At 51.2% G+C, this 24,175-nt stretch carries 17 protein-coding genes, 3 rRNA genes and 3 riboswitches; of the genes, 19 read left to right on the top strand and 1 reads right to left on the bottom strand.

Going from position 1 to position 24,175, the window contains the following annotated elements:
• Positions 1-4: 4 nt before the first annotated feature.
• From IC804_RS11270 to rrf, 11 genes are all read left to right on the top strand, one after another.
• Entirely contained in the window at positions 5-955 is a 951-nt protein-coding gene (locus IC804_RS11270) for an AAA family ATPase (protein WP_008882010.1), read from the top strand.
• A 2-nt stretch (positions 956-957) separates the two neighbouring features.
• Complete coding sequence (locus IC804_RS11275) at positions 958-2,121, top strand: DUF58 domain-containing protein (RefSeq protein WP_029761825.1); 1,164 nt, start codon at positions 958-960, stop codon at positions 2,119-2,121.
• Positions 2,118-4,280: a transglutaminase TgpA family protein gene (locus IC804_RS11280; RefSeq protein WP_081157456.1), complete on the top strand. Its 2,163-nt coding sequence runs from the start codon at positions 2,118-2,120 to the stop codon at positions 4,278-4,280. The genes IC804_RS11275 and IC804_RS11280 overlap by 4 nt, the downstream gene beginning before the upstream one ends.
• A 41-nt stretch (positions 4,281-4,321) precedes the next feature.
• Positions 4,322-4,423: riboswitch (purine riboswitch) on the top strand.
• A gap of 63 nt (positions 4,424-4,486) precedes the next feature.
• The gene (guaA, locus tag IC804_RS11285; RefSeq protein WP_029761827.1) at positions 4,487-6,019 is read left to right on the top strand and encodes a glutamine-hydrolyzing GMP synthase; all 1,533 of its coding nucleotides are present in this window, start codon (positions 4,487-4,489) and stop codon (positions 6,017-6,019) included.
• Between the two features lie 272 nt (positions 6,020-6,291).
• Positions 6,292-6,876 carry a helix-turn-helix domain-containing protein gene (locus tag IC804_RS11290; protein WP_081157457.1) on the top strand — a complete coding sequence of 195 codons (585 nt, stop codon included), beginning with the start codon at positions 6,292-6,294 and terminating at the stop codon, positions 6,874-6,876.
• Positions 6,877-6,915: 39 nt separating this feature from the next.
• Positions 6,916-7,020, top strand: coding sequence for a GMP synthase (glutamine-hydrolyzing) (locus IC804_RS11295; RefSeq protein WP_080320020.1), 105 nt, complete (start codon positions 6,916-6,918; stop codon positions 7,018-7,020).
• Positions 7,021-7,120: 100 nt separating this feature from the next.
• A riboswitch (purine riboswitch) is annotated at positions 7,121-7,222 on the top strand.
• A 90-nt stretch (positions 7,223-7,312) separates the two neighbouring features.
• Positions 7,313-8,638 (top strand): NCS2 family permease, encoded by a 1,326-nt coding sequence (locus IC804_RS11300; RefSeq protein ID WP_008882003.1) that lies wholly within the window; start codon positions 7,313-7,315, stop codon positions 8,636-8,638.
• A gap of 144 nt (positions 8,639-8,782) precedes the next feature.
• Positions 8,783-9,325, top strand: a complete 543-nt coding sequence (locus IC804_RS11305; protein WP_029761829.1) for a GNAT family N-acetyltransferase — start codon at positions 8,783-8,785, stop codon at positions 9,323-9,325.
• A 223-nt stretch (positions 9,326-9,548) separates the two neighbouring features.
• Positions 9,549-11,105, top strand: a 16S ribosomal RNA gene (locus IC804_RS11310).
• Between the two features lie 387 nt (positions 11,106-11,492).
• Positions 11,493-14,421 (top strand): 23S ribosomal RNA (locus IC804_RS11315).
• A 288-nt stretch (positions 14,422-14,709) separates the two neighbouring features.
• Positions 14,710-14,826 (top strand): 5S ribosomal RNA (gene rrf, locus IC804_RS11320).
• The 16S, 23S and 5S rRNA genes sit together here, the layout of an rRNA operon.
• A gap of 257 nt (positions 14,827-15,083) precedes the next feature.
• On the opposite strand, the gene IC804_RS11325 is transcribed toward rrf, so the two are convergent.
• The gene (locus IC804_RS11325; protein ID WP_081157370.1) at positions 15,084-15,527 is read right to left on the bottom strand and encodes an Hsp20/alpha crystallin family protein; all 444 of its coding nucleotides are present in this window, start codon (positions 15,525-15,527) and stop codon (positions 15,084-15,086) included.
• 147 nt (positions 15,528-15,674) lie between these two features.
• A riboswitch (purine riboswitch) is annotated at positions 15,675-15,776 on the top strand.
• Between the two features lie 116 nt (positions 15,777-15,892).
• Here IC804_RS11325 and purE point away from each other — a divergent pair.
• The 8 genes from purE (at position 15,893) to purF (ending at position 24,144) form a co-directional block, all read left to right on the top strand.
• Entirely contained in the window at positions 15,893-16,381 is a 489-nt protein-coding gene (gene purE, locus IC804_RS11330) for a 5-(carboxyamino)imidazole ribonucleotide mutase (RefSeq protein WP_008881469.1), read from the top strand.
• The gene (gene purK / locus IC804_RS11335; RefSeq protein ID WP_081157371.1) at positions 16,374-17,522 is read left to right on the top strand and encodes a 5-(carboxyamino)imidazole ribonucleotide synthase; all 1,149 of its coding nucleotides are present in this window, start codon (positions 16,374-16,376) and stop codon (positions 17,520-17,522) included. The genes purE and purK overlap by 8 nt, the downstream gene beginning before the upstream one ends.
• Complete coding sequence (purB, locus tag IC804_RS11340) at positions 17,519-18,814, top strand: adenylosuccinate lyase (protein ID WP_008881467.1); 1,296 nt, start codon at positions 17,519-17,521, stop codon at positions 18,812-18,814. The genes purK and purB overlap by 4 nt, the downstream gene beginning before the upstream one ends.
• 76 nt (positions 18,815-18,890) lie before the next feature.
• On the top strand, positions 18,891-19,619 hold the full coding sequence (purC, locus tag IC804_RS11345; RefSeq protein WP_029761594.1) for a phosphoribosylaminoimidazolesuccinocarboxamide synthase: 729 nt from the start codon (positions 18,891-18,893) through the stop codon (positions 19,617-19,619).
• Positions 19,607-19,861 carry a phosphoribosylformylglycinamidine synthase subunit PurS gene (gene purS / locus IC804_RS11350; protein ID WP_008881465.1) on the top strand — a complete coding sequence of 85 codons (255 nt, stop codon included), beginning with the start codon at positions 19,607-19,609 and terminating at the stop codon, positions 19,859-19,861. The genes purC and purS overlap by 13 nt, the downstream gene beginning before the upstream one ends.
• Positions 19,858-20,544 carry a phosphoribosylformylglycinamidine synthase subunit PurQ gene (gene purQ, locus IC804_RS11355; protein WP_081157372.1) on the top strand — a complete coding sequence of 229 codons (687 nt, stop codon included), beginning with the start codon at positions 19,858-19,860 and terminating at the stop codon, positions 20,542-20,544. Before purS ends, purQ begins: the two co-directional genes overlap by 4 nt.
• Entirely contained in the window at positions 20,528-22,756 is a 2,229-nt protein-coding gene (purL, locus tag IC804_RS11360) for a phosphoribosylformylglycinamidine synthase subunit PurL (RefSeq protein WP_008881463.1), read from the top strand. Before purQ ends, purL begins: the two co-directional genes overlap by 17 nt.
• Entirely contained in the window at positions 22,732-24,144 is a 1,413-nt protein-coding gene (gene purF / locus IC804_RS11365; RefSeq protein WP_008881462.1) for an amidophosphoribosyltransferase, read from the top strand. Before purL ends, purF begins: the two co-directional genes overlap by 25 nt.
• The last annotated feature ends 31 nt before the right edge of the window (positions 24,145-24,175 follow it).

Raw genomic sequence — 24,175 nt, forward strand, 5'->3', positions numbered from 1 at the left:
TGTAATGAACGAACCGTTGCTTTCTTCAATTGAACAAGTCGTTCGCAATGTAGAACGAGTCATTGTCGGGAAACGCCAAGTCATTGTACTCAGCTTAACAGCACTGTTGGCCAAGGGGCACGTATTGCTTGAAGATGTGCCGGGTGTCGGCAAGACGATGCTCGTGCGTGCGTTGGCAAAATCGTTCAGTACCGAGTTGAAAAGAATTCAATTTACGCCGGATTTATTACCGAGCGATGTGATCGGCATTTCTGTTTATAACCCGAAAGAGCAGCAATTTGAGTATAAACCTGGACCGATTGTCGGCCATATTGTGCTTGCTGACGAGATCAACCGGACGTCGCCGAAAACACAGTCGGCGCTTCTTGAAGCGATGGAAGAAGGGAGCGTGACGGTAGATGGGGTTACCCGCCAACTACCGCAACCGTTTTTTGTCATGGCGACGCAAAACCCGATTGAATATGAAGGAACATATCCACTTCCGGAAGCACAGTTGGATCGGTTTTTGCTGAAATTGCAGATGGGCTATCCGTCACATGATGAGGAAATCGAAATGTTAAACCGGCTTGAAAAAACAGCGCCGCTCTCGGAGATCGGTCCAGTCATGTCGCTTGAGGAATTGCTTGCCTTGCAACGGAAGGTGACGGATGTGCATGTGAGTGATACGGTGAAAGGATACATCGTTGAACTTGTCCAACAAAGCCGTACGCATGAAGCGGTCTATTTGGGCGTCAGCCCGCGCGGGTCGGTCGCCTTGATGAAAGCGGCGCAGGCGTATGCACTCATCCACGGCCGTGATTTTGTCATCCCCGATGATGTCCAGCAACTCGCTCCCTATGTGCTCGCCCACCGTCTGCTTGTCCGTCCGGAAGCAAAATGGGACAAGCTTGATGGGGAAACTATCGTTGCGCAACTGATTGCCCGTACACCGGTGCCGGTGCGAGGGCGGCGATAAAGATGAAACGGAATTGGCGCCGTTGGTTTGCTTTCACCGGTTTGTTACTTTTGGCGGCTGTCTTGTTTTCATACGCCATGTTTCAAGGCGGGTTTGTCAGTTGGTTTTTGTTTTACAGTTTTTTGCCGTTCGGTTTATATGCGCTCTTGATCATGATCTACCCGCTTCGGCGCGCCACAGTGAGCCGAACGGTGCCAGTTGGACACTATCATGTGGGCGAATCTATCCCCGTCACCGTTCGAATTGATTTGCCGTGGCCGATTCCGCTAGCAGTACTCTCCGTTGTTGAGGAAGAGCAGAAGTGCGGAAGAGCAATGTTCGCTTTGTCGTTTCGTCGTCGCCTGTCATTTACCTGGTCGTTACGGTTGCCACGTGGCCGTCATCAATTGGAAACCGTCTGTCTTGAGGTGGGCGATCCATTCGGATGGGTAAGCAAAACAGCCTCATTCCACGTCCCGTGCACGGTAATCGTCTATCCGCGCTATATCGAATGGCCGTTTGAATCGATGCGTGAGTGGTTTGCGCACGGAAAAGCAGCGCGCCCGATTCCGCTTCACCGCGACATGGCGGTGGCGGCCGGTGTCCGTGAGTATGTGCCCGGCGATAAAATGTCGTGGGTGCATTGGAAAGCGTCGGCGCGCAGGCAGGAGCTAATGACAAAAGAATTTGATGAACAGCGCAATAACGATTGGATCGTGGTGCTTGACGGCGCCCCGTCCCCAGTGTTTGAGGAACTTGTCACATTGGCCGCTTCTGTATCGAAGGGGTTACTTGATGATGGAGTGCCGGTAGGGCTGCTCTTTGCTGGAAAAAAGCGCTCGTTCTTAGCGCCGCGATCCCATGACAAACAGTGGCCGTCCATTCTTCTCCAGTTGGCGGAAGTGAACGGCGAGGGCAAAGAGCCGCTCTCGCGCACGTTAGCAGAAGAAACGAACTGGCGTGCAGCTGCCGGGTGTATCATTTTAACCTCCGCGTTATCGATTCCACTTTTGCAGCAATTGCGCACAATAGCATCCAAACGACAGGTCGTACTATATGTCGTCAGCCGGGAGTGGAGTCATAAGCAACAGAGCTGGGCGGACGGGCTCCGCCGCAGCGGGGGGGATGTATTGCACATTGACCCGCAGATGTTGCAAACCATCCGGCAAGGAGGGGAAAACGGATGAAACAAAGGGCGGAGACTATGTTATCCGCCGTGTTACCGAATGGGTTGGCTGCTTGGTTGCTCACGGAATGGCTTTGGCCGCTTGACACAGTTGCGGACACAGCGCATATCGGGACATTCGCGATGTTTGTCGTCATTTGTTTTCTATTTTATACGTTGCGTGTTCCCACCTGGCTTTCTGCCCTCGGTAAAATCGGTTATATATGGTGGGCGCTTGATGAATGGTTTTATGATGAGGCGATATGGGATGTCCCACGCGCATTATGGTGGGACGGCGTTGCTTGGCTTGTCGGGGGAGGAGCATCGATGCCGGACGATGCGCTGCGCACCCTTGCCTTTTTTGTGTCTTTATGGGCGGCTTCGTTTGTTTGGCACTGGCTGGTTGTGCGGCGAAACCGGTGGTTTGTCCCTTATGCGCTCACGGTTAGCTATATTGCTGTGTTGGATACGTTTTTCCCTTACAGTGGAAACGGAGCGATTGTTCGCCTTGTGGCGCTCGGTTTTTTCGCATTCGTTTGGCTGCATGGGGAGCGGATGCGGGCAAAAGGAGGGGCTGCTTATATCCGGAAGTGGCGGGCGGCAGCTCTATCTATTCCTGCTATTGCCGTTACGGCCGGATATGTTGGGCCGAAACTGCCGCCGCAATGGCCGGACCCGGTTGCGTTTATTCGTAGCTATGCCGCTGACTCTGGGGAGGAGTTTGACACGACGACAGCAGCTGTTGTCAAGAAAATCGGCTATGGGCAAAATGATTCTCGCCTCGGCGGACCGTTTATCGCTGATGATACGGTTGTGTTCATTGCTAAAGATGAAGGTCGTCATTATTGGCGTGTAGAAACGAAAGATGTTTACACTGGAAAGGGATGGGAATCATTCCAGAGTGAACAAGTGAAATCATTCAGAAACGGAAGACTGATGGAGCATGAATGGTGGAGCGACAAAGTAAAAACGGCGGAACAGACAGCGGAAATCACCCGCCAAGATCAAGCGTTCCATCTCGTTTATCCGATTGGTTTACAACAAGTGCAAACGTCTGACAACATTGTCTACCGCATGCATATGGCGACAGAAAAAATTTATACGACCGATATAAATGCCAATGCACTTCCCATTCAGCGGTATACGATCACGTATATGGAGCCGGATTTCCCCATCGAGGCATTGCGTTCCGCGGCTCCAGTCCAAGACGCCATTTTTCTGAAGCGCTATACGCAACTGCCGGATACGCTTCCGAAGCGGGTGCGTGATTTGGCAAAGCAAATTACCGAAGGAAAAGAGACGGTATACGATAAAGTGAAAGCCATTGAACAATATTTCCATATGAACGGGTATGCGTACGAAACGACGAATGTTGCCGTCCCAAGAGCCAATCAAGATTATGTCGATCAATTTTTGTTTGAAACGAAACAAGGGTATTGTGATAATTTTTCCACCTCAATGGCTGTGCTTGTTCGCAGCCTAGGTATTCCCGCGCGCTGGGTGAAAGGCTATACATCCGGACAGCTTGCCGAGGAGCAAAATGGGGCTGAGTTTTATAAAGTGCGAAACAACGACGCACATTCGTGGGTCGAGGTTTACTTTGAGGGCGTCGGTTGGGTGCCGTTTGAGCCGACACAAGGGTTTGTCAATCCGTATGCCTTTTCGCTTTCCACTTCCAATGAAGAGCAACAAGCGCCGTCATTTCAACCGGAAGAACAAGAGACACCGCTTGTGCCGCTCGAACAATTGATCGAACCATCTTCGCAGAAACAAGATCGTCATTGGTGGGAGCAGTTAGCCAGCGTCTGGTCATGGAAAACGGCGCTGACCGTGTTCGTTGCGTTGGCTGCGTTGGGTGGCACGCTCTACGTGACAAGACGGAAATGGTGGCCGCGCTGGACGCTTTTTTGTTTTCGCTGCCGTCGAGTTGACGGGCCAGAATGGCTTGTTCCTGCTTACTTGGCATTGTTGCGTCAATTACATGACTACGGGTTGAGACGAAAAGAGGATGAAACGCTGCGCCAGTACGCCATTGAAGTGGATCGTTTATTGGAAACCAATGAAATGGCACGGCTGACAAAATGGTATGAGCAAGTGATCTACGGCGCAAATAGCGACCGTATCGACATCCGTGAGGCGCGTCAATTGTGGGAAAATTTAATAAAAAGGACGATCACTTGACCGACTGCTGTCAAGTTGATAGAATGGATTCAAATTTGCATACGAACAGAACGAAAGCCTTTCATATATGCGTGGGAATATGGCTCACGTGTCTCTACCGGGCCGCCGTAAACGGCCTGACTATGAAGGCAGAAGACGCTGCTATTCTGCCTTCATCATGTTATTTGGGCGATGGCAGCGCTTATTTTTTCGACGGGGTGGATAAGATGAACCAAGAAATGATCGTCGTATTGGACTTCGGAAGCCAATATAACCAACTGATTACTCGCCGCATCCGTGAATTTGGCGTCTACAGCGAACTGCATCCGCACACGATCAGTGCGGAAGAAATTCGCGCGTTAAATGCTAAAGGAATCATTTTTTCCGGTGGTCCGAACAGCGTATATGATGAACAAGCGTTTACGTGCGATCCAGCGATTTTTGAACTCGGGCTGCCAATCTTGGGGATTTGTTACGGGATGCAGCTTATGGCGCACCACTTGGGCGGCAAAGTGGAAAAAGCCACACACCGTGAATACGGCAAAGCGCTTATCCAAGTGAAAAATGATTCTTTGCTATTCCGCGGGTTGCCGGATGAACAAGTCGTCTGGATGAGCCACGGCGATTTAGTGACTGCCCCGCCGTCCGGTTTTATCGTCGATGCGACAAGTTCTTCCTGCCCGATCGCCGCGATGAGCGATGAACGTCGGAAATGGTACGGGGTGCAATTCCATCCGGAAGTGCGTCATTCCATTTATGGAAATGATGTACTGAAGCGGTTTGTTTTCGACGTATGCGGCTGTCACGGCGACTGGACGATGGAAAACTTCATCGATGAGCAAGTGCGTCGCATTCGTGAACAAGTTGGCGGGAAAAAAGTGCTTTGTGCATTAAGCGGTGGAGTTGATTCATCGGTTGCCGCTGTATTGGTGCATCGTGCCATCGGTGATCAGCTCACATGCATTTTTGTTGATCACGGCCTTCTTCGCAAAGGCGAAGCGGAAAGCGTCATGAAAACGTTCCGCGAACAGTTCCAGATGAACGTCATTAAAGTGGATGCGAAAGAACGCTTTTTGGCGAAATTAAAAGGGGTCTCCGACCCGGAACAAAAGCGGAAAATCATCGGCAACGAATTTATTTATGTGTTTGACGATGAGGCGGCCAAGCTCGAAGGCATTGAATTTTTAGTGCAAGGCACGCTTTATACTGACATTATTGAAAGTGGCACAGCAACGGCACAAACGATTAAATCGCATCATAACGTCGGCGGCTTGCCGGAAGATATGAAATTTGAATTGATCGAGCCACTCAATACGCTGTTTAAAGATGAGGTACGCGCACTTGGCACACAATTGGGCATTCCGGACGAAATCGTCTGGCGTCAGCCGTTCCCGGGACCTGGTCTTGGGATTCGCGTTCTTGGTGAAGTGACGGAAGAAAAGTTGGAAATCGTCCGTGAATCGGATGCGATTTTGCGGGAAGAAGTGAAAAAAGCTGGACTCGACCGCGAAATTTGGCAATATTTCACCGTTCTCCCTGATATCCGCAGCGTCGGAGTGATGGGGGATGCCCGCACGTACGATTATACGGTCGCCATTCGCGCGGTGACATCGATCGATGGGATGACCGCCGACTGGGCTCGCATTCCTTGGGATGTGCTCGAACGCATTTCAACACGTATCGTGAACGAAGTGCCGCACGTCAATCGCGTCGTCTACGATATTACAAGTAAACCGCCCGCGACGATCGAGTGGGAATAATATAAAATTGATGGTTAAGTCGTCTATTCCATAAATGGAGTAGGCGACTTTTTTGTGTCCAGAAAAATAGTATATGGTAAAGAAACAATAAAATATTTTAAGATCAAGAAAAATATTTCTTGAAGTAAATAGCCAATAAACCGCGATAAATAAGCGTTTTTATCCTTTGTTACGCAAAGTGACAGCGATGTTATAGATAGTGAATGTTCTTTGAAAGGGTTTTGATTTACAATGAGTGCAACAAATTTAAGCAAGGGGGTCATCAAACAAAAATGACACTAGGAGAAAAAATTAAGAAGGCAAGAATAGAGGCAGGACTTTCTCAAGAACAGCTATCTGAAAAATTAGGGGTTTCTCGTTCTGCAGTTGCGAAATGGGAATCGGGCAAAGGTTTACCGGATATAGATAATTTAAAAAATTTATCCAAATTATTGAATGCGAGCATTGATTATCTGCTTGATGATGGAGAGACTTTGGACGAAATGGTTATGCGTGAGCCGTACAACTTATCAGAGTATGGCAAGGGTCTTAAATCTTCAAAGAAAAATCGTGTTATTCGTGATAAATTCCCAAATGCAGAAATCTACTCGCTTCTTGCTTACCAGAAACTCACAAAAGGAGAAAAGATCGTTGACAATGCACTTGGGTTCTTCACAGACGCACCATTTGGAACACCTGAGTTTCTCAATTATTTGAAAAATAATGATAAACGATTCTATTTGGTCGAAAAGGATGGAAAACAGTTTTTTGTGACGGTGACGGACGAATTTATAGAAACTCGTCAGCTTGCGAATCGAATAGACAGCAAAAAATTTGAAATCGGAAATTGGAAATTTAAAAAGACCGGCAAAATTTAAATCGCTACATGACTTCTGACTGTCCGTATCCAATAGGACATGTTAGTAAAAGTATCTGATCATATAGTTAACGAAGTTAAAGGTATTAAGTACGTTCTATACGACATTACATCTAATCCGCCAGCTCCGATTCAGTGGGAGTAATTCTTGGGATAAAAAACGAATGAAAGGTGAACATTTCCTTTGGAATGTTCGCTTGTTTTCTTGACAGCGGTTGTCCATATTGATACAATGGTCATGGATTGTGAATATTGTCGAATTCCGTCGTATAATCTCGGGAATATGGCTCGGGAGTTTCTACCAAGCTACCGTAAATAGCTTGACTACGAGGGATGTGAAGTAGAGGGTCAATGTCCTCTCTATATTCGTCATTCCTCCTTGGTCAACGCTTCTGGTAGCTGCAGAGGCGTTTTTATTTTTTATAGGGGGGACAAACGTGAGAAAATATTTTCAGTTTGATGAGCTCGGTACAAACTATCGGACAGAGATCATTGCCGGGCTGACTACATTTTTGTCGATGGCGTATATTTTGTTCGTCAACCCGTTTACGTTGTCATTAGGGGCAGTGGGAGATTTCCCGGACGAACTGCGCATTGACCAAGGAGCGGTATTTGTCGCCACCGCTTTGGCAGCGGCGTACGGGTCAATTTTGATGGGGGTGCTCGCCCGCTATCCGATCGCCTTGGCACCAGGAATGGGGCTAAACGCCTTTTTCGCTTTCACTGTCGTATTGCATATGGGGGTTCCGTGGCAAACGGCGCTTGCGGGAGTTTTTGTCTCTGGGGTCATTTTTACGATTTTAACGCTGACGGGTATTCGGGAAAAAATTATTGATGCCATTCCTGTTGAGTTGAAATATGCTGTTGGTGCCGGAATCGGTCTGTTTATTACGTTCATCGGCCTGCAAAATGCCGGCATCATTGTGAATAACGATGCGACGCTAGTCGGGTTGAGTAATTTAAGAGATGGTAATACGCTGCTTGCTATTTTCGGGTTGTTTATCACTGTCATTTTGATGGTGAAAAAAGTGAATGGCGGCGTTTTTTACGGCATGGTCATTACGGCTGTCGTCGGCATGATTTTCGGTTTAATTGAAGTGCCAAAGCAAATTGTTGGTGCTATTCCAGACATTTCGCCGACGTTCGGCGTTGCGATTGAACACTTGCCAGACATTTTCTCTCTCAAAATGCTCGGTGTTGTTTTGACGTTCTTTATCGTTGACTTTTTCGATGCGACCGGCACGCTTTTGGCGGTTGCCAACCAAGCGGGATTGTTGAAAAACAATAAACTGCCGCGCGCCGGCAAAGCGTTGCTTGTTGACGCAACGGCAGTAATGGTCGGGGCGGTATTCGGCACATCGACGACGACATCTTACATTGAATCATCCGCCGGTGTCGCTGCTGGGGGACGCTCTGGATTTTCAGCGGTTGTCACAGGAATTTTGTTCTTGCTCGCCTTGTTTTTCTCACCGCTGTTAAGCGTCATTACCGCACCGGTTACCGCGCCTGCTTTGATCATCGTCGGGGTATTGATGGCCTCGTCGATTGGCGAGATTGATTGGAAGAAGTTCGAAATCGCTGTGCCAGCGTTCTTTACACTCATCACAATGCCGCTTTCCTATAGTATTGCGACCGGCATCGCCGTTGGCTTCATCTTTTACCCGATCACAATGATTTTAAGAGGCCGCGGCAAAGAAGTGCATCCATTATTGTATGTGCTGTTTGTTATCTTTATCTGTTATTTCATCTTCTTGCGAGAATAGAAAAAGAGAAAAGGACTGTTCCTAGGATAAGTTTGACCATCTTGGGAACAGTCTTTTTTTGTATCTATGGATAAATTTTTTCGCATGAGGAGTCGGATGATCTGAATATGGTATAATGGTAAAAAGTTGGAGGGGGAGTTATTGGTGTTTATCCGTTACGTGGAGAAAGATGTGTGGTTAAAGTTGCTGACGCAGGAAGATGCGGAGCCGCTTTTTGCGTTGGTTGATTCGTGCCGTGCGCACCTGCGTCAATGGCTTCCATGGGTCGATTCCACAAAGACGGTGGAGGATTCGAAGGCGTTCATTTCTCAAGGACTGCAAAAGTTTGCGACTGGCAATGGATTTGAGGCGGGGATTTTTTATCAAGGACAATTAGCCGGGGTGATTGGCGTCCATTACATCGACTGGGCCAACAGAAAGGCGAGTATCGGCTATTGGCTTGGTGAATCGTTTCAAGGAAAAGGATTGATGACGAAAGCATGCAAAGCTTGCATTGACGATTTGTTCGTTGAGCAGGGAGTGAATCGAGTTGAAATTCGCTGTGCGGTGGGAAACCAGCGGAGCAGGGCAATCCCGGAACGGCTAGGTTTTGTCATGGAAGGAACGATTCGTGATGCGGAGTGGCTTTACGACCACTTTGTTGATCATGTGGTGTACGGAATGTTGGCCAGAGAGTGGAAGAGATAAAAACAAAAAAACTTTGAATGGACAGTTGACACATTAAAATAGAGGTGCTATATTAATAAAGTCGCTTCGATGCGACGAAAAAAAGATAAAAAATGTATTGACAAGAACAAAAAGAAATTATAAAATATAAGAGTCGCTTTTGATGAGAGTGAATTCATCGAGCGAAAGAATAAAATTTGTTCCTTGAAAACTGAACGAAACGAAGCGCAAGCCAATCAACTTTCTTTTGGAGAGTTTGATCCTGGCTCAGGACGAACGCTGGCGGCGTGCCTAATACATGCAAGTCGAGCGGACCGAACGAGAGCTTGCTCTTGTTTGGTCAGCGGCGGACGGGTGAGTAACACGTGGGCAACCTGCCCGCAAGACCGGGATAACTCCGGGAAACCGGAGCTAATACCGGATAACACCAAAGACCGCATGGTCTTTGGTTGAAAGGCGGCTTCGGCTGCCACTTGCGGATGGGCCCGCGGCGCATTAGCTAGTTGGTGAGGTAACGGCTCACCAAGGCGACGATGCGTAGCCGGCCTGAGAGGGTGACCGGCCACACTGGGACTGAGACACGGCCCAGACTCCTACGGGAGGCAGCAGTAGGGAATCTTCCGCAATGGACGAAAGTCTGACGGAGCGACGCCGCGTGAGCGAAGAAGGCCTTCGGGTCGTAAAGCTCTGTTGTGAGGGACGAAGGAGCGCCGTTTGAATAAGGCGGCGCGGTGACGGTACCTCACGAGAAAGCCCCGGCTAACTACGTGCCAGCAGCCGCGGTAATACGTAGGGGGCGAGCGTTGTCCGGAATTATTGGGCGTAAAGCGCGCGCAGGCGGTCCTTTAAGTCTGATGTGAAAGCCCACGGCTCAACCGTGGAGGGTCATTGGAAACTGGGGGACTTGAGTGCAGGAGAGGAGAGCGGAATTCCACGTGTAGCGGTGAAATGCGTAGAGATGTGGAGGAACACCAGTGGCGAAGGCGGCTCTCTGGCCTGTAACTGACGCTGAGGCGCGAAAGCGTGGGGAGCAAACAGGATTAGATACCCTGGTAGTCCACGCCGTAAACGATGAGTGCTAAGTGTTAGAGGGGTCACACCCTTTAGTGCTGTAGCTAACGCGATAAGCACTCCGCCTGGGGAGTACGGCCGCAAGGCTGAAACTCAAAGGAATTGACGGGGGCCCGCACAAGCGGTGGAGCATGTGGTTTAATTCGAAGCAACGCGAAGAACCTTACCAGGTCTTGACATCCCCTGACAACCCAAGAGATTGGGCGTTCCCCCTTCGGGGGGACAGGGTGACAGGTGGTGCATGGTTGTCGTCAGCTCGTGTCGTGAGATGTTGGGTTAAGTCCCGCAACGAGCGCAACCCTTGCCTCTAGTTGCCAGCATTCAGTTGGGCACTCTAGAGGGACTGCCGGCTAAAAGTCGGAGGAAGGTGGGGATGACGTCAAATCATCATGCCCCTTATGACCTGGGCTACACACGTGCTACAATGGGCGGTACAAAGGGCTGCGAACCCGCGAGGGGGAGCGAATCCCAAAAAGCCGCTCTCAGTTCGGATTGCAGGCTGCAACTCGCCTGCATGAAGCCGGAATCGCTAGTAATCGCGGATCAGCATGCCGCGGTGAATACGTTCCCGGGCCTTGTACACACCGCCCGTCACACCACGAGAGCTTGCAACACCCGAAGTCGGTGAGGTAACCCTTACGGGAGCCAGCCGCCGAAGGTGGGGCAAGTGATTGGGGTGAAGTCGTAACAAGGTAGCCGTACCGGAAGGTGCGGCTGGATCACCTCCTTTCTAAGGACGAAAAGCGGAAGCGCCGCGGTCGGCTCTCGAAGCCAAATGTTCTTCACCCGTAGGGGTGCTTGCACCCCGAGGGGGGGAAGGTTATTTGGCAGAAGAGAGCCAGGCGCTGGAGCTAGACATCACGAAAAGCGGAGGCCGTTAATGGCCAATCATTAACAAATCGCGCTTTTGTTTCGTTCAGTTTTGAAGGAATGAGAATTCCTTCAAATCGTTCCTTGAAAACTAGATAACCGGAAAAGCTGAGGTGCCGCGGTCAGTTCTCGAAGCCAAATGTTCTTCACCCGCAGGGGTGCTTGCACCCCAAGGGGGAAGGTTATTTGGCGGAAGAGAGCTAGGCGCCGAAGCTAGACAATAAGGAAGAAGCCGAAACGCGCTGTAGGTTAAGCTAGAAAGGGCGCACGGTGGATGCCTTGGCACTAGGAGCCGATGAAGGACGGGGCAAACGCCGAAACGCTTCGGGGAGCTGTAAGCAAGCGTTGATCCGGAGATGTCCGAATGGGGAAACCCCCTGCCCGTAATGGGGCAGGATCCATGCCTGAATCCATAGGGCATGGAGGGCACACCCGGGGAACTGAAACATCTTAGTACCCGGAGGAGAAGAAAGCAAATGCGATTCCCTGAGTAGCGGCGAGCGAAACGGGAACAGCCCAAACCAAGAGGCGTGCCTCTTGGGGTTGTAGGACCGCTCAGATGGGAGTGAGAAAGGAACGGGGTAGACGAACCGGTCTGGAACGGCCGGCCAGAGAAGGTGACAGCCCTGTAGTCGAAACTTCGTTCCCTCCCGAGCGGCTCCTGAGTACGGCGGGACACGGGAAATCCCGTCGGAAGCAGGGAGGACCATCTCCCAAGGCTAAATACTCCCTAGTGACCGATAGTGAACCAGTACCGTGAGGGAAAGGTGAAAAGCACCCCGGAAGGGGAGTGAAAGAGAACCTGAAACCGTGTGCCTACAAGTAGTCAGAGCCCGTTCATGGGTGATGGCGTGCCTTTTGTAGAATGAACCGGCGAGTGACGATGGCGTGCGAGGTTAAGCCGAAGAGGCGGAGCCGCAGCGAAAGCGAGTCTGAATAGGGCGTTTGAGTACGTCGTCGTCGACCCGAAACCAGGTGATCTACCCATGTCCAGGGTGAAGGCCGGGTAACACCGGCTGGAGGCCCGAACCCACGTACGTTGAAAAGTGCGGGGATGAGGTGTGGGTAGGGGTGAAATGCCAATCGAACTTGGAGATAGCTGGTTCTCCCCGAAATAGCTTTAGGGCTAGCCTCAAGGTGAGAGTCTTGGAGGTAGAGCACTGATTGGGCTAGGGGCCCTCATCGGGTTACCGAACCCAGTCAAACTCCGAATGCCAATGACTTATCCTTGGGAGTCAGACTACGAGTGATAAGATCCGTGGTCAAGAGGGAAACAGCCCAGATCGCCAGCTAAGGCCCCCAAGTGCACGTTCAGTGGAAAAGGATGTGGAGTTGCGAAGACAACCAGGATGTTGGCTTAGAAGCAGCCACCATTTAAAGAGTGCGTAATAGCTCACTGGTCGAGTGACTCTGCGCCGAAAATGTACCGGGGCTAAACGTGCCGCCGAAGCTGCGGGATGACCGTTGGTCATCGGTAGGGGAGCGTTCTAAGGGCATCGAAGCCAGACCGGAAGGACTGGTGGAGCGCTTAGAAGTGAGAATGCCGGTATGAGTAGCGAAAACAGAGGTGAGAATCCTCTGCGCCGAAAGCCTAAGGGTTCCTGAGGAAGGTTCGTCCGCTCAGGGTTAGTCGGGACCTAAGCCGAGGCCGAAAGGCGTAGGTGATGGACAACAGGTTGAGATTCCTGTACCACCTCCTTCCCGTTTGAGCGATGGGGGGACGCAGGAGGATAGGGTGAGCAGGCGGCTGGAAGAGCCTGTCCAAGCAGTAAGGCTGGCCAGTAGGCAAATCCGCTGGCCGTAAAGGCTGAGCTGTGATGGCGACGGATTTGATCCGGAAGTCCCTGATTCCACACTGCCAAGAAAAGCCTCTAGCGAGGGAAGAGGTGCCCGTACCGCAAACCGACACAGGTAGGCGAGGAGAGAATCCTAAGGCGCGCGGGAGAACTCTCGTTAAGGAACTCGGCAAAATGACCCCGTAACTTCGGGAGAAGGGGTGCTCTTTGGGGTGATGAGCCCCGAAGAGCCGCAGTGAAAAGGCCCAAGCGACTGTTTATCAAAAACACAGGTCTCTGCGAAGCCGAAAGGCGAAGTATAGGGGCTGACACCTGCCCGGTGCTGGAAGGTTAAGGGGAGCGCTTAGCGCAAGCGAAGGTGCGAACCGAAGCCCCAGTAAACGGCGGCCGTAACTATAACGGTCCTAAGGTAGCGAAATTCCTTGTCGGGTAAGTTCCGACCCGCACGAAAGGTGTAACGACTTGGGCACTGTCTCAACGAGAGACCCGGTGAAATTATACTACCTGTGAAGATGCAGGTTACCCGCGACAGGACGGAAAGACCCCGTGGAGCTTTACTGCAGCCTGATATGGAATTTTGGTATCGCTTGTACAGGATAGGTGGGAGCCAGGGAAGCCGGAGCGCCAGCTTCGGTGGAGGCGTCGGTGGGATACCACCCTGGCGGTATTGAAATTCTAACCCGCACCCCTTATCGGGGTGGGAGACAGTGTCAGGTGGGCAGTTTGACTGGGGCGGTCGCCTCCCAAAAGGTAACGGAGGCGCCCAAAGGTTCCCTCAGAATGGTTGGAAATCATTCGGAGAGTGCAAAGGCACAAGGGAGCTTGACTGCGAGACGGACAGGTCGAGCAGGGACGAAAGTCGGGCTTAGTGATCCGGTGGTTCCGCATGGAAGGGCCATCGCTCAACGGATAAAAGCTACCCCGGGGATAACAGGCTGATCTCCCCCAAGAGTCCACATCGACGGGGAGGTTTGGCACCTCGATGTCGGCTCATCGCATCCTGGGGCTGTAGTCGGTCCCAAGGGTTGGGCTGTTCGCCCATTAAAGCGGTACGCGAGCTGGGTTCAGAACGTCGTGAGACAGTTCGGTCCCTATCCGTCGTGGGCGTAGGAAATTTGAGAGGAGCTGTCCTTAGTACGAGAGGACCGGGATGGACGCACCGCTGGTGTACCAGTTGTCCCGCCAGGGGCACCGCTGGGTAGCTATGTGCGGAAGGGATAAGCGCTGAAAGCATCTAAGCGTGAAGCCCCCCTCAAGATGAGATTTCCCATCGCGTTAAGCGAGTAAGATCCCTCGAAGATGACGAGGTCGATAGGTCCGAGGTGGAAGCGTGGCGACACGTGGAGCTGACGGATACTAATCGATCGAGGGCTTAACCTAGAAAAGCGGAGGCCGCCCACCTATCGGCGAGACGCGCTGGAGGGCCTGCGAGGAGGCTCGAACCAAGCAAAGCTTGGTTCTGCGTGGGTGGTGCCACAGGAGCGTATGCAATGTGTTGCCGCCACAGCAGGACCGAAGCGTCGCGAGCCGATGGCGGCCGGAGCTAGACAGTACGAAAAGCGGAGGCTTCTTCCCACCAAACGGTTATCTAGTTTTGAGGGAATGAATTTCCTGTTGACATTATTTATTTTTTCAGTATAATAAATGGTGTCAAAACTAAATCGCTTGCCTAGTGGTGATAGCGGAGAGGAAACACCCGTTCCCATCCCGAACACGGAAGTTAAGCTCTCCAGCGCCGATGGTAGTTGGGGCCAGCGCCCCTGCAAGAGTAGGTCGCTGCTAGGCAGGCAAAAATGAGGGAGCTATATAGTTCTCTCATTTTTTTGCCTATTTCTAAATGAGTCATTTCTAATGACGCCATTTTAAATCCTCTCCCCCAAAATGTAAAGCGTGATCATCGTTTCCTAGACCCCCTTTTTCATAAAACGATAGGAAACGGAAACTCGCTAAAGGGTGTCCTGCACGGCATGGGACACCCTCTTTTTTTATCTCACGGTAATAGGAACAAAGCGACGACTGCTCTATTTTGATTGGGAGGGGCGTTACTTGCTTTTTTTAATGATAATTTTCTTTTTCTGCTCTTCTGGGATGAGCCGATGCAGGTGGATGAACAAGAGGCCGTTATGGTATGTTGCTTCAATGCGGTCTGCCTTGACAGGAAATGGCAAGGGGATCATTTTTTCGAATTGACCTTGAAAAATGCCTTCTTCCACTAAATCAAATCCTTGAAAATTCAAGTTGATCATCGCTTTTACTTCCAGCGTTTTGTACGATACATACACTTCGGCATCTTCGATTTTTTCTAGCCCCGGGAGGCTGATGACAATGAGCAGTTCGTTGTCTTTTTTGTAAATGTTCATACCCGAAGATGATTTATTGGATGATGGCAAAAACGGTTGGATGTTTCCCCAAAAGTCGTTTTGGAAAAATTGCTGCCAATGTTTTGTCCAATCGGAAAACGGTGTGAACGGGTTTTCATTGGCCATAGCGTCTCCCTCCTCCGCTCATTCATCATATGCCTTCCCATTCGTTTGGTGATTCGGAAAACACGAACATTCATGTTTTTATAATATAGAATGTTCGATTTTACCTTGACATTTTGTCAAAAATCCTGCTAATATAAAATTAACTTTATAGCGTACAAAAAAATCCCTCATATAATTTTGGGAATATGGCCCAAAAGTCTCTACCCAATAACCGTAAATTATTGGACTATGAGGGAAAGGATCTGTTTTGGCTTTTTTCTCATCGACAAATTGTGAAAGCCCAGAACGATGCTTTCCCTCGCTTAAGATTGGGAATGTATGTTCTGGGTTTTATTGTGTTTATTAAAGTTAAGGAGTGGAACGTAATGAACCCACTAGTTGGGGTGGTCATGGGAAGCCGTTCAGATTGGGAGACGATGAAGCACGCTTGTGACATTCTTGAAGAATTGGGCGTTCCGTTTGAAAAAAAAGTTGTGTCGGCGCATCGGACACCGGATGAGATGTTTCGTTATGCGGAAACGGCAGAGGAGCGGGGCATAAAAGTGATTATTGCCGGAGCCGGTGGAGCGGCTCATTTGCCGGGGATGATTGCAGCGAAAACGACACTGCCGGTAATCGGAGTGCCGGTGCAGTCAAAAGCATTGAACGGGTTGGATTCGTTACTGTCGATCGTGCAAATGCCTGGCGGGGTGCCGGTGGCAACAGTGGCGATTGGCAAAGCAGGAGCGACCAACGCAGGGTTGCTCGCGGTATCGATCGTTGGGCTGTTTGAGCCGCGCTATATGGAAGCGCTCAAGGCGCGGAGAGAAGCGATTCGAAAACAAGTAGTGGAAAGCAGTGATCAACTTGACTAAGCGACGGATTGTTCCGGGGCAGATGATCGGCATTATTGGCGGTGGACAACTGGGACGGATGATGGCTCTCGCGGCGCGCGAGATGGGGTTTCGCATTGCGGTTCTCGATCCAACGCCCGGCTCCCCGTGCGGACAGGTGGCTGATGTGGAAATCACCGCACCGTACCACGATTTGAATGCTATTGCCGAACTGGCACGCGTTAGCCATATCATTACGTACGAGTTTGAAAACATCGATGCACGGGCGCTTGAGTGGCTTGAGGAAAACGCCTATGTCCCGCAAGGAAGCCGATTGCTTGCAGTGACGCAAGATCGGGCGCTCGAGAAGGCGGCGATTGTGGAAGCTGGCTTGCCGGTGGCACCGTATGCCGAAGTGAATGGATGGGATGAGTTGGAACAGGCCGTTACGACGATCGGTTTTCCGTGCGTGTTAAAAACGCGACGCGGTGGTTATGACGGCAAAGGGCAATATGTGCTGCGGGGAGAAAGGGATTTAGCCAAAGCAGCAGAGCTATTTGACTTTGGTCCGTGTATTTTAGAAGGTTGGGTGCCGTTTGTGAAGGAAATGTCAGTCATTGTCGCCCGCAATGGCGATGGGGAGACGGCCGTTTTTCCGGTGGCAGAAAACATTCATGTCGAGAACATTTTGCATCAAACGATCGTTCCAGCTCGCATCCCGGAACATGTCGAGGAACGGGCGATCCGTTACGCAAAGACATTGGCAACATCGTTTTCACTCGTCGGGACGTTGGCGGTGGAAATGTTTTTGACAGAAGATGGGGAAATTTATATTAATGAGCTAGCCCCTAGACCGCACAACTCGGGTCATTATACAATCAATGCATGTGCCACGTCTCAATTCGCTCAGCACATCCGTGCTGTCTGCAACTGGCCGCTTGGGTCGACCGAATTGTTGAAGCCGGCCGTAATGGTCAATATTTTAGGCGAGCACGTCGAGTCGATTATTCGACAAATTGATGCGTTTGCTGGCGCGACCTATGTCCATCTTTACGGCAAACACGAAGCGAAGCCGAAGCGAAAGATGGGCCATGTGACCGTGTTGGCGGACAATGTGGATGAGGCGCTGGCGAGATTGGAGTCGTGGCAAATTTGGCATGATCGGAGGCTAGAACGAGTATGATTGAACGCTACACAAGACCCGAAATGGGAGCCATTTGGACAGAGGAAAACCGCTTTAAGGCGTGGCTTGAGGTGGAATTGCTTGCGTGCGAGGCGTGGGCCGAGCTTGGTGTCATTCCGAAAGAAGATGTCCGCCGCCTACGGGAAAACGCGTCATTTGACATTCATCGCATTAAAGAAATCGAGGAAGAAACGCGCCATGATGTTGTCGCGTTCACCCGCGCTGTTTCTGAGACGCTTGGCGAAGAGCGCAAGTGGGTACACTACGGGCTTACATCGACAGACGTCGTCGACACGGCGCTCGGCTATTTATTAAAGCAGGCGAACACGATTTTGAGGCGCGATTTAGAAAACTTTATCCAAGTGCTGAAAGAAAAAGCGCTTGAACATAAATATACGGTCATGATGGGGCGCACGCATGGCGTTCATGCGGAACCGACGACGTTCGGATTAAAACTGGCGCTCTGGTATGCGGAAATGAAACGGAATTTGGAGCGGTTCGAGCAAGCAGCGAAGATGGTCGAAGTCGGGAAAATTTCCGGCGCTGTTGGAACGTATGCCAACATTGATCCATTTGTCGAACAATATGTGTGCGAGAAGCTCGGGTTAACGCCAGCGCCAATTTCGACGCAAACGCTCCAGCGCGACCGCCACGCTTACTACATGGCTACGCTCGCACTCATTGCGACATCGATTGAAAAATTCGCCGTTGAGATTCGCGGTTTGCAAAAAAGCGAAGTGCGCGAAGTCGAGGAGTTTTTCGCCAAGGGGCAAAAAGGCTCATCAGCGATGCCGCATAAGCGCAACCCGATCGGCTCGGAAAACATGACCGGCATGGCACGCGTCATTCGTGGGTATATGGTGACGGCTTATGAAAATGTGCCGCTTTGGCATGAACGTGACATTTCCCACTCGTCAGCTGAGCGCATCATTTTACCGGATGCGACGATCGCACTGAACTATATGTTGAACCGATTCGCTAACATTGTGAAAAACTTGCTTGTGTATCCGGAAAATATGAAGAAAAATATGGAGCGCACATTCGGCCTCATTTACTCACAACGCGTCTTGCTCGCTTTGATCGACAAAGGGATGACGCGTGAAGCAGCGTACGATTTAGTGCAGCCGAAGGCGATGGAAGCGTGGGAAAAGCAAGTTCCGTTCCGCTCTCTTCTCGAAGCGGATGAGCGGATTACAAGCCAGTTGACGAAAGAAGAACTCGACGATTGCTTTGATTACCGCCACCATTTGAAACATGTTGATACGATTTTTGCCCGCTTAGGATTAGAGTAAGTGACAACCGGCTGGTTCTAATGCCGGCCGGTTACACAAAAAATTTTCAATATTCTGTACCACGGAGGCTTGGATGATGCCGACAAAACAACAGCTGCTGTATGAAGGGAAAGCGAAAAAAATTTACGCGACTGACGAGGCAGATGTACTTTGGGTTGAGTACAAAGACAGCGCCACCGCATTTAACGGAGAGAAAAAGGCGACGATCACCGGCAAAGGGCGGCTCAATAACGAGATTTCTAGTTTATTGTTTATGAAATTGCAAGAAGCAGGCGTTGCCAACCATTTTATTCAAAAGCTGTCGCCCACCGAGCAGCTTGTCAAAAGCGTGACGATTATTCCTCTTGAAGTCGTCGTCCGTAACGTCGTGGCCGGGAGTTTGGCGAAGCGGATTGGCTTGGCGGAAGGGACGCCTCTCGAAGTGCCGCTTGTCGAGTTTTACTACAAAAACGATGACCTTGGCGACCCATTACTGTTAGAAGACCATATCACGATTTTGAAGCTTGCCAGCCGCGAGGAGATCGCCCAACTGAAAAGTGAAGCGCTGAAAGTGAACGACGTATTGCGCGCCCATTTTGCCGAGCGAAAAGTGAGATTAATTGATTTTAAGCTTGAGTTCGGCCGCACGACGGACGGTGCCATCCTCTTAGCGGATGAGGTTTCGCCGGATACGTGCCGGCTTTGGGACGCCGAGACGAATGAGAAACTGGATAAAGACGTGTTCCGTCGCGATCTTGGTAGTTTAACAGAGGCGTACGAAGTCATTTTACAACGGTTAGGGGGAGAATCGGCATGTATAAAGTAAAAGTGTATGTGACGTTGCGTGAGAGTGTGTTAGATCCGCAAGGGACAGCGGTGAAAGGGGCGCTGCACAGCTTGTCGTATACGGAGGTGAAAGACGTAAGGATCGGCAAGTTTATGGAGCTTGTCATTGAAGATACCAGTCGCGATATCGATAAGCTTGTTCGTGAGATGTGTGAAAAATTGTTGTCTAACCCGGTCATTGAAGACTATCGCTATGAAATTGAGGAGGCCGTCGCCCGATGAAGTTTGCCGTCATTGTGTTTCCTGGATCGAATTGTGATGTCGATATGTACCATGCGATCGCCGATGAACTCGGTGAAGAAGTGGAATACGTTTGGCATGATGAAGAGAATCTCGAGCGTTTTGACGCCATTTTGCTTCCAGGCGGTTTTTCGTACGGAGATTACTTGCGTTCGGGGGCGATCGCCCGTTTTTCCAAGGTGATGGCCGCCGTGAAACAAGCCGCGGAAGCCGGGAAACCCGTGCTTGGGGTGTGCAACGGATTTCAAATTTTGCTTGAAGCCGGCTTGCTTCCTGGGGCGATGCGCCGCAACCAAGGACTGAAATTCATTTGCCGGCCGGTGCAGCTTGTGGTGGAAAACAATGAAACGATGTTTACCTCTGCCTACGGAAAAGACGAAGTGATCACCATTCCGATCGCCCATGGCGAAGGGAACTATTATTGCGACGAGCAAACGCTCAATCGCCTCGTCGAAAACCGGCAAATCGTCTTCCGCTATCATGGGGAAAACCCGAACGGTAGCTTGGCGGATATTGCTGGCATCGTCAATGAGCGCGGTAATGTACTTGGTATGATGCCGCATCCGGAGCGGGCCGTCGACGCCTTGCTCGGCAGCGCGGACGGACTGAAACTATTCCGATCGATCGTCAACTATTGGAGGGAGACGCATGTCGTTACTGCTTGAGCCGAATGCGGCAATGATTAAAGAACAAAAATTGTATCGTGAAATGGGATTAACGGATGAGGAGTTTGCGCGCATTGAAGCGATTTTGGGAAGACTGCCGAACTATACGGAAACGGGTATTTTTTCCGTTATGTGGTCAGAGCATTGCAGCTATAAAAACTCCAAACCAGTGTTAAAAAAATTCCCGACCGATGGTCCGCATGTGCTGCAAGGACCAGGTGAAGGTGCGGGGATTGTAGATATCGGCGATGGGTTGGCGGTGGCGTTTAAAATCGAAAGCCACAACCATCCGTCAGCGATCGAGCCGTATCAGGGGGCGGCGACTGGGGTCGGTGGCATCATCCGCGACGTCTTTTCGATGGGGGCTCGGCCGATTGCGCTCCTTAACTCGCTTCGATTTGGCGAGTTGACGTCGCCGCGCGTCAAATATTTGTTTGAGCATGTCGTTGCTGGTATTGCCGGATACGGCAACTGCATCGGTATTCCGACCGTCGGCGGTGAAGTGCAGTTTGATCCGGCGTATGAAGGCAACCCGTTGGTTAACGCCATGTGTGTCGGCATCATCCGCCATGAAGACATTCAACGTGGTGTCGCGACAGGTGTTGGCAATACAGTTATGTACGTCGGGGCGAAAACGGGTCGCGATGGCATCCACGGGGCGACGTTTGCATCCGAAGAATTAAGTGAGCAATCGGAAGCAAAACGCCCGGCCGTGCAAGTTGGCGATCCGTTTATGGAGAAACTGCTGCTTGAAGCGTGTCTAGAAGCGGTTAAGTCCGACGCGCTAGTCGGCATTCAAGATATGGGCGCCGCTGGATTGACGAGCTCGTCCGCTGAGATGGCAAGCAAAGGCGGCTTCGGCATTGAAATGAATTTAGATCTCGTTCCGCAGCGCGAGACGGGCATGACGCCATACGAAATGATGTTGTCCGAATCACAGGAACGGATGCTGCTTGTTGTCGAGCAAGGACGGGAAGAGGAGATCGCAGCGATTTTTGCGAAATACGGTTTGGAAGCAAAAGCGATCGGTAAAGTGACTGATGATAAAATGCTCCGCCTGTTTTTCCACGGTGAAGTGGTGGCAGAAATTCCGGTTGATGCGTTGGCAAAAGACGCACCGGTATATCATAAGCCGTCGGCAGAGCCGGATTATTATCGCGAATTTCAAGCGATGCCGACATATATTCCGCAAATTGAGGATTACAACCGGACGTTGCTTGGGCTGTTGGCGCAACCGACCATCGCTAGCAAGGAATGGGTGTATGACCAGTATGACTACATGGTGCGGACGAACACAGTCGTTGCACCAGGGTCGGACGCGGCAGTCGTGCGCATTCGCGGCACGAACAAGGCGCTTGCGCTCACCACGGACTGCAACTCGCGCTATTTGTACTTGGATCCGGAAATGGGCGGGAAAATTGCCGTCGCCGAGGCGGCGCGCAACGTCGTTTGCTCCGGGGCGAAACCGCTCGCCATTACAGATTGCCTCAACTTCGGCAATCCGGAAAAGCCGGACATCTTTTGGCAGCTCGAAAAGGCGGTTGACGGAATGAGCGAAGCGTGCCGAACGCTCGGAACACCGGTTGTGAGCGGCAACGTCTCGCTTTACAACGAAACGAACGGCGAAGCCGTATATCCGACACCGGTCGTCGGTATGGTTGGGCTCGTTGATGACCTTTCTCATGTAACGACCCAGCCGTTTAAGCAAGCGGGCGATTTGATTTATGTGATCGGTGAGGCGAAGCCGGAGTTTGGCGGCAGTGAGTTGCAAAAATGGCTGGAAGGTCGCATTTTTGGAAAAGCGCCAGAACTCGATTTGGCGGTCGAAGCAAGCCGCCAGCGTCAGTTGCTAACCGCGATTCGCGCTGGGGTCGTGGCGTCAGCACATGATGTCGCTGAAGGCGGATTGGCGGTTGCGCTCGCTGAATGTGTCATCGGCGCTTCTGGGTTAGGTGCGAACGTGACGGTCAGCGGCGATCTTGTGAGTGAACTATTCAGCGAAACGCAGTCTCGCTTTGTGGTTTCGGTGAAAAAAGAACATCAGGAAGCATTTGAGCAGCTCGTAGAAGCGAAATTAATCGGTGAGGTGACCAATGACAGCATACTGACAGTAAACGGGGAACATGGGGGAACGGTTATTCGCCTTTCGGTCGACGAAATGCGAAACGTCTGGAAAGGGGCTATTCCATGCTTGCTGAAATCAAAGGATTGAACGAGGAGTGCGGCATTTTCGGCATTTGGGGGCATGAGGACGCCGCTAGGCTTACCTATTACGGGCTCCACAGCTTGCAGCACCGCGGCCAAGAAGGAGCGGGCATCGTGGTGGCGAGCGGCGGAAACTTATTCGGTCATAAAGGACTCGGTTTGGTGACAGAGGTGTTTCAAAGCGACACGTTTGATGCGCTTCACGGGTCGGCGGCGATCGGCCATGTCCGCTATTCGACGGCAGGCGGGGGCGGCTATGAGAACGTCCAGCCGCTCCTGTTCCGCTCACAGACTGGCTCGATGGCGCTCGCCCATAACGGCAACTTGACGAACGCTATCGATCTGAAGCTCTCGCTCGAAGCGCAAGGAAGCATTTTTCAGACGACATCGGATACGGAAGTGTTCGCCCATCTTATCCGTCGCAGCCAAGCGCCAACGTTTGTCGGACAAATGAAAGAGGCGCTCAGCCAGATTGAAGGAGCGTTTGCGTTTTTATTGCTGACGGAAACGGCGCTTTATGTGGCGCTCGATCCGCACGGATTCCGGCCATTGTCACTCGGCCGGCTCGGATCAGCGTATGTCGTCGCCTCGGAAACGTGCGCGTTTGATGTCATCGGGGCGACGTACGAGCGCGAAGTGGCTCCGGGGGAACTGCTTATCATCAGCGGCGAAGGGGTGCGTTCGGAACGATTTGCCCCGGAGCAGCCGCGATCCATTTGCAGCATGGAATACATTTATTTTGCTCGTCCGGACAGCCATGTTGATGGCATCAACATCCATACAGCCCGGAAAAATTTAGGGAAACAGTTGGCACTTGAGGCGCCAGCTGAAGCCGATATTGTCACTGGGGTGCCGGACTCAAGCATTTCCGTCGCTATCGGTTATGCCGAAGCGAGTGGCATTCCGTACGAATTGGGGCTCATTAAAAACCGTTATGTAGGTCGGACGTTTATTCAGCCGTCACAAGCGTTGCGTGAACAAGGGGTAAAAATGAAGCTGTCGCCGGTGCGCGGTGTTGTCGCTGGCAAGCGGGTTGTCATGGTCGACGATTCGATCGTGCGCGGGACGACGAGCCGCCGCATTGTCACAATGCTTCGCGAAGCGGGAGCTTTGGAAGTGCATGTGCGTATCAGTGCGCCGCCGATCACCCATCCTTGCTTTTACGGCATTGATACGTCGTCAAAGGAAGAACTGATTGCGGCGAAACATACGGTTGAAGACATCTGCCGCTTAATCGGCGCCGATTCGTTGGCGTTTATTAGCCAGGAAGGGCTGCTGTCAGCGATCGGTCGTCCTGAAGGCATTCCGCATCGCGGACAATGTTTGGCTTGCTTTACCGGCCAATACCCAACCCGGGTCAACCAAACTACTCGGCCTTGCATGACAGTCAAATGATCAATGATCAGCGTGCTTCAAGTTGGAAGGG

It is taken from the genome of Geobacillus sp. 47C-IIb (assembly GCF_014679705.1).
Taxonomy (GTDB): domain Bacteria; phylum Bacillota; class Bacilli; order Bacillales; family Anoxybacillaceae; genus Geobacillus; species Geobacillus thermodenitrificans.

Coding starts and splice junctions, on each gene's coding strand:
- purC (WP_029761594.1), top strand. CDS start 18,891: ATGCCGACAAAACAACAGCTGCTGTATGAAGGGAAAGCGAAAAAAATT.
- purF (WP_008881462.1), top strand. CDS start 22,732: ATGCTTGCTGAAATCAAAGGATTGAACGAGGAGTGCGGCATTTTCGGC.
- IC804_RS11295 (WP_080320020.1), top strand. CDS start 6,916: ATGTTAGTAAAAGTATCTGATCATATAGTTAACGAAGTTAAAGGTATT.
- IC804_RS11270 (WP_008882010.1), top strand. CDS start 5: ATGAACGAACCGTTGCTTTCTTCAATTGAACAAGTCGTTCGCAATGTA.
- IC804_RS11280 (WP_081157456.1), top strand. CDS start 2,118: ATGAAACAAAGGGCGGAGACTATGTTATCCGCCGTGTTACCGAATGGG.
- IC804_RS11290 (WP_081157457.1), top strand. CDS start 6,292: ATGACACTAGGAGAAAAAATTAAGAAGGCAAGAATAGAGGCAGGACTT.
- purQ (WP_081157372.1), top strand. CDS start 19,858: ATGAAGTTTGCCGTCATTGTGTTTCCTGGATCGAATTGTGATGTCGAT.
- purE (WP_008881469.1), top strand. CDS start 15,893: ATGAACCCACTAGTTGGGGTGGTCATGGGAAGCCGTTCAGATTGGGAG.
- guaA (WP_029761827.1), top strand. CDS start 4,487: ATGAACCAAGAAATGATCGTCGTATTGGACTTCGGAAGCCAATATAAC.
- purS (WP_008881465.1), top strand. CDS start 19,607: ATGTATAAAGTAAAAGTGTATGTGACGTTGCGTGAGAGTGTGTTAGAT.
- IC804_RS11275 (WP_029761825.1), top strand. CDS start 958: ATGAAACGGAATTGGCGCCGTTGGTTTGCTTTCACCGGTTTGTTACTT.
- IC804_RS11325 (WP_081157370.1), bottom strand. CDS start 15,527: ATGGCCAATGAAAACCCGTTCACACCGTTTTCCGATTGGACAAAACAT.
- purL (WP_008881463.1), top strand. CDS start 20,528: ATGTCGTTACTGCTTGAGCCGAATGCGGCAATGATTAAAGAACAAAAA.
- purB (WP_008881467.1), top strand. CDS start 17,519: ATGATTGAACGCTACACAAGACCCGAAATGGGAGCCATTTGGACAGAG.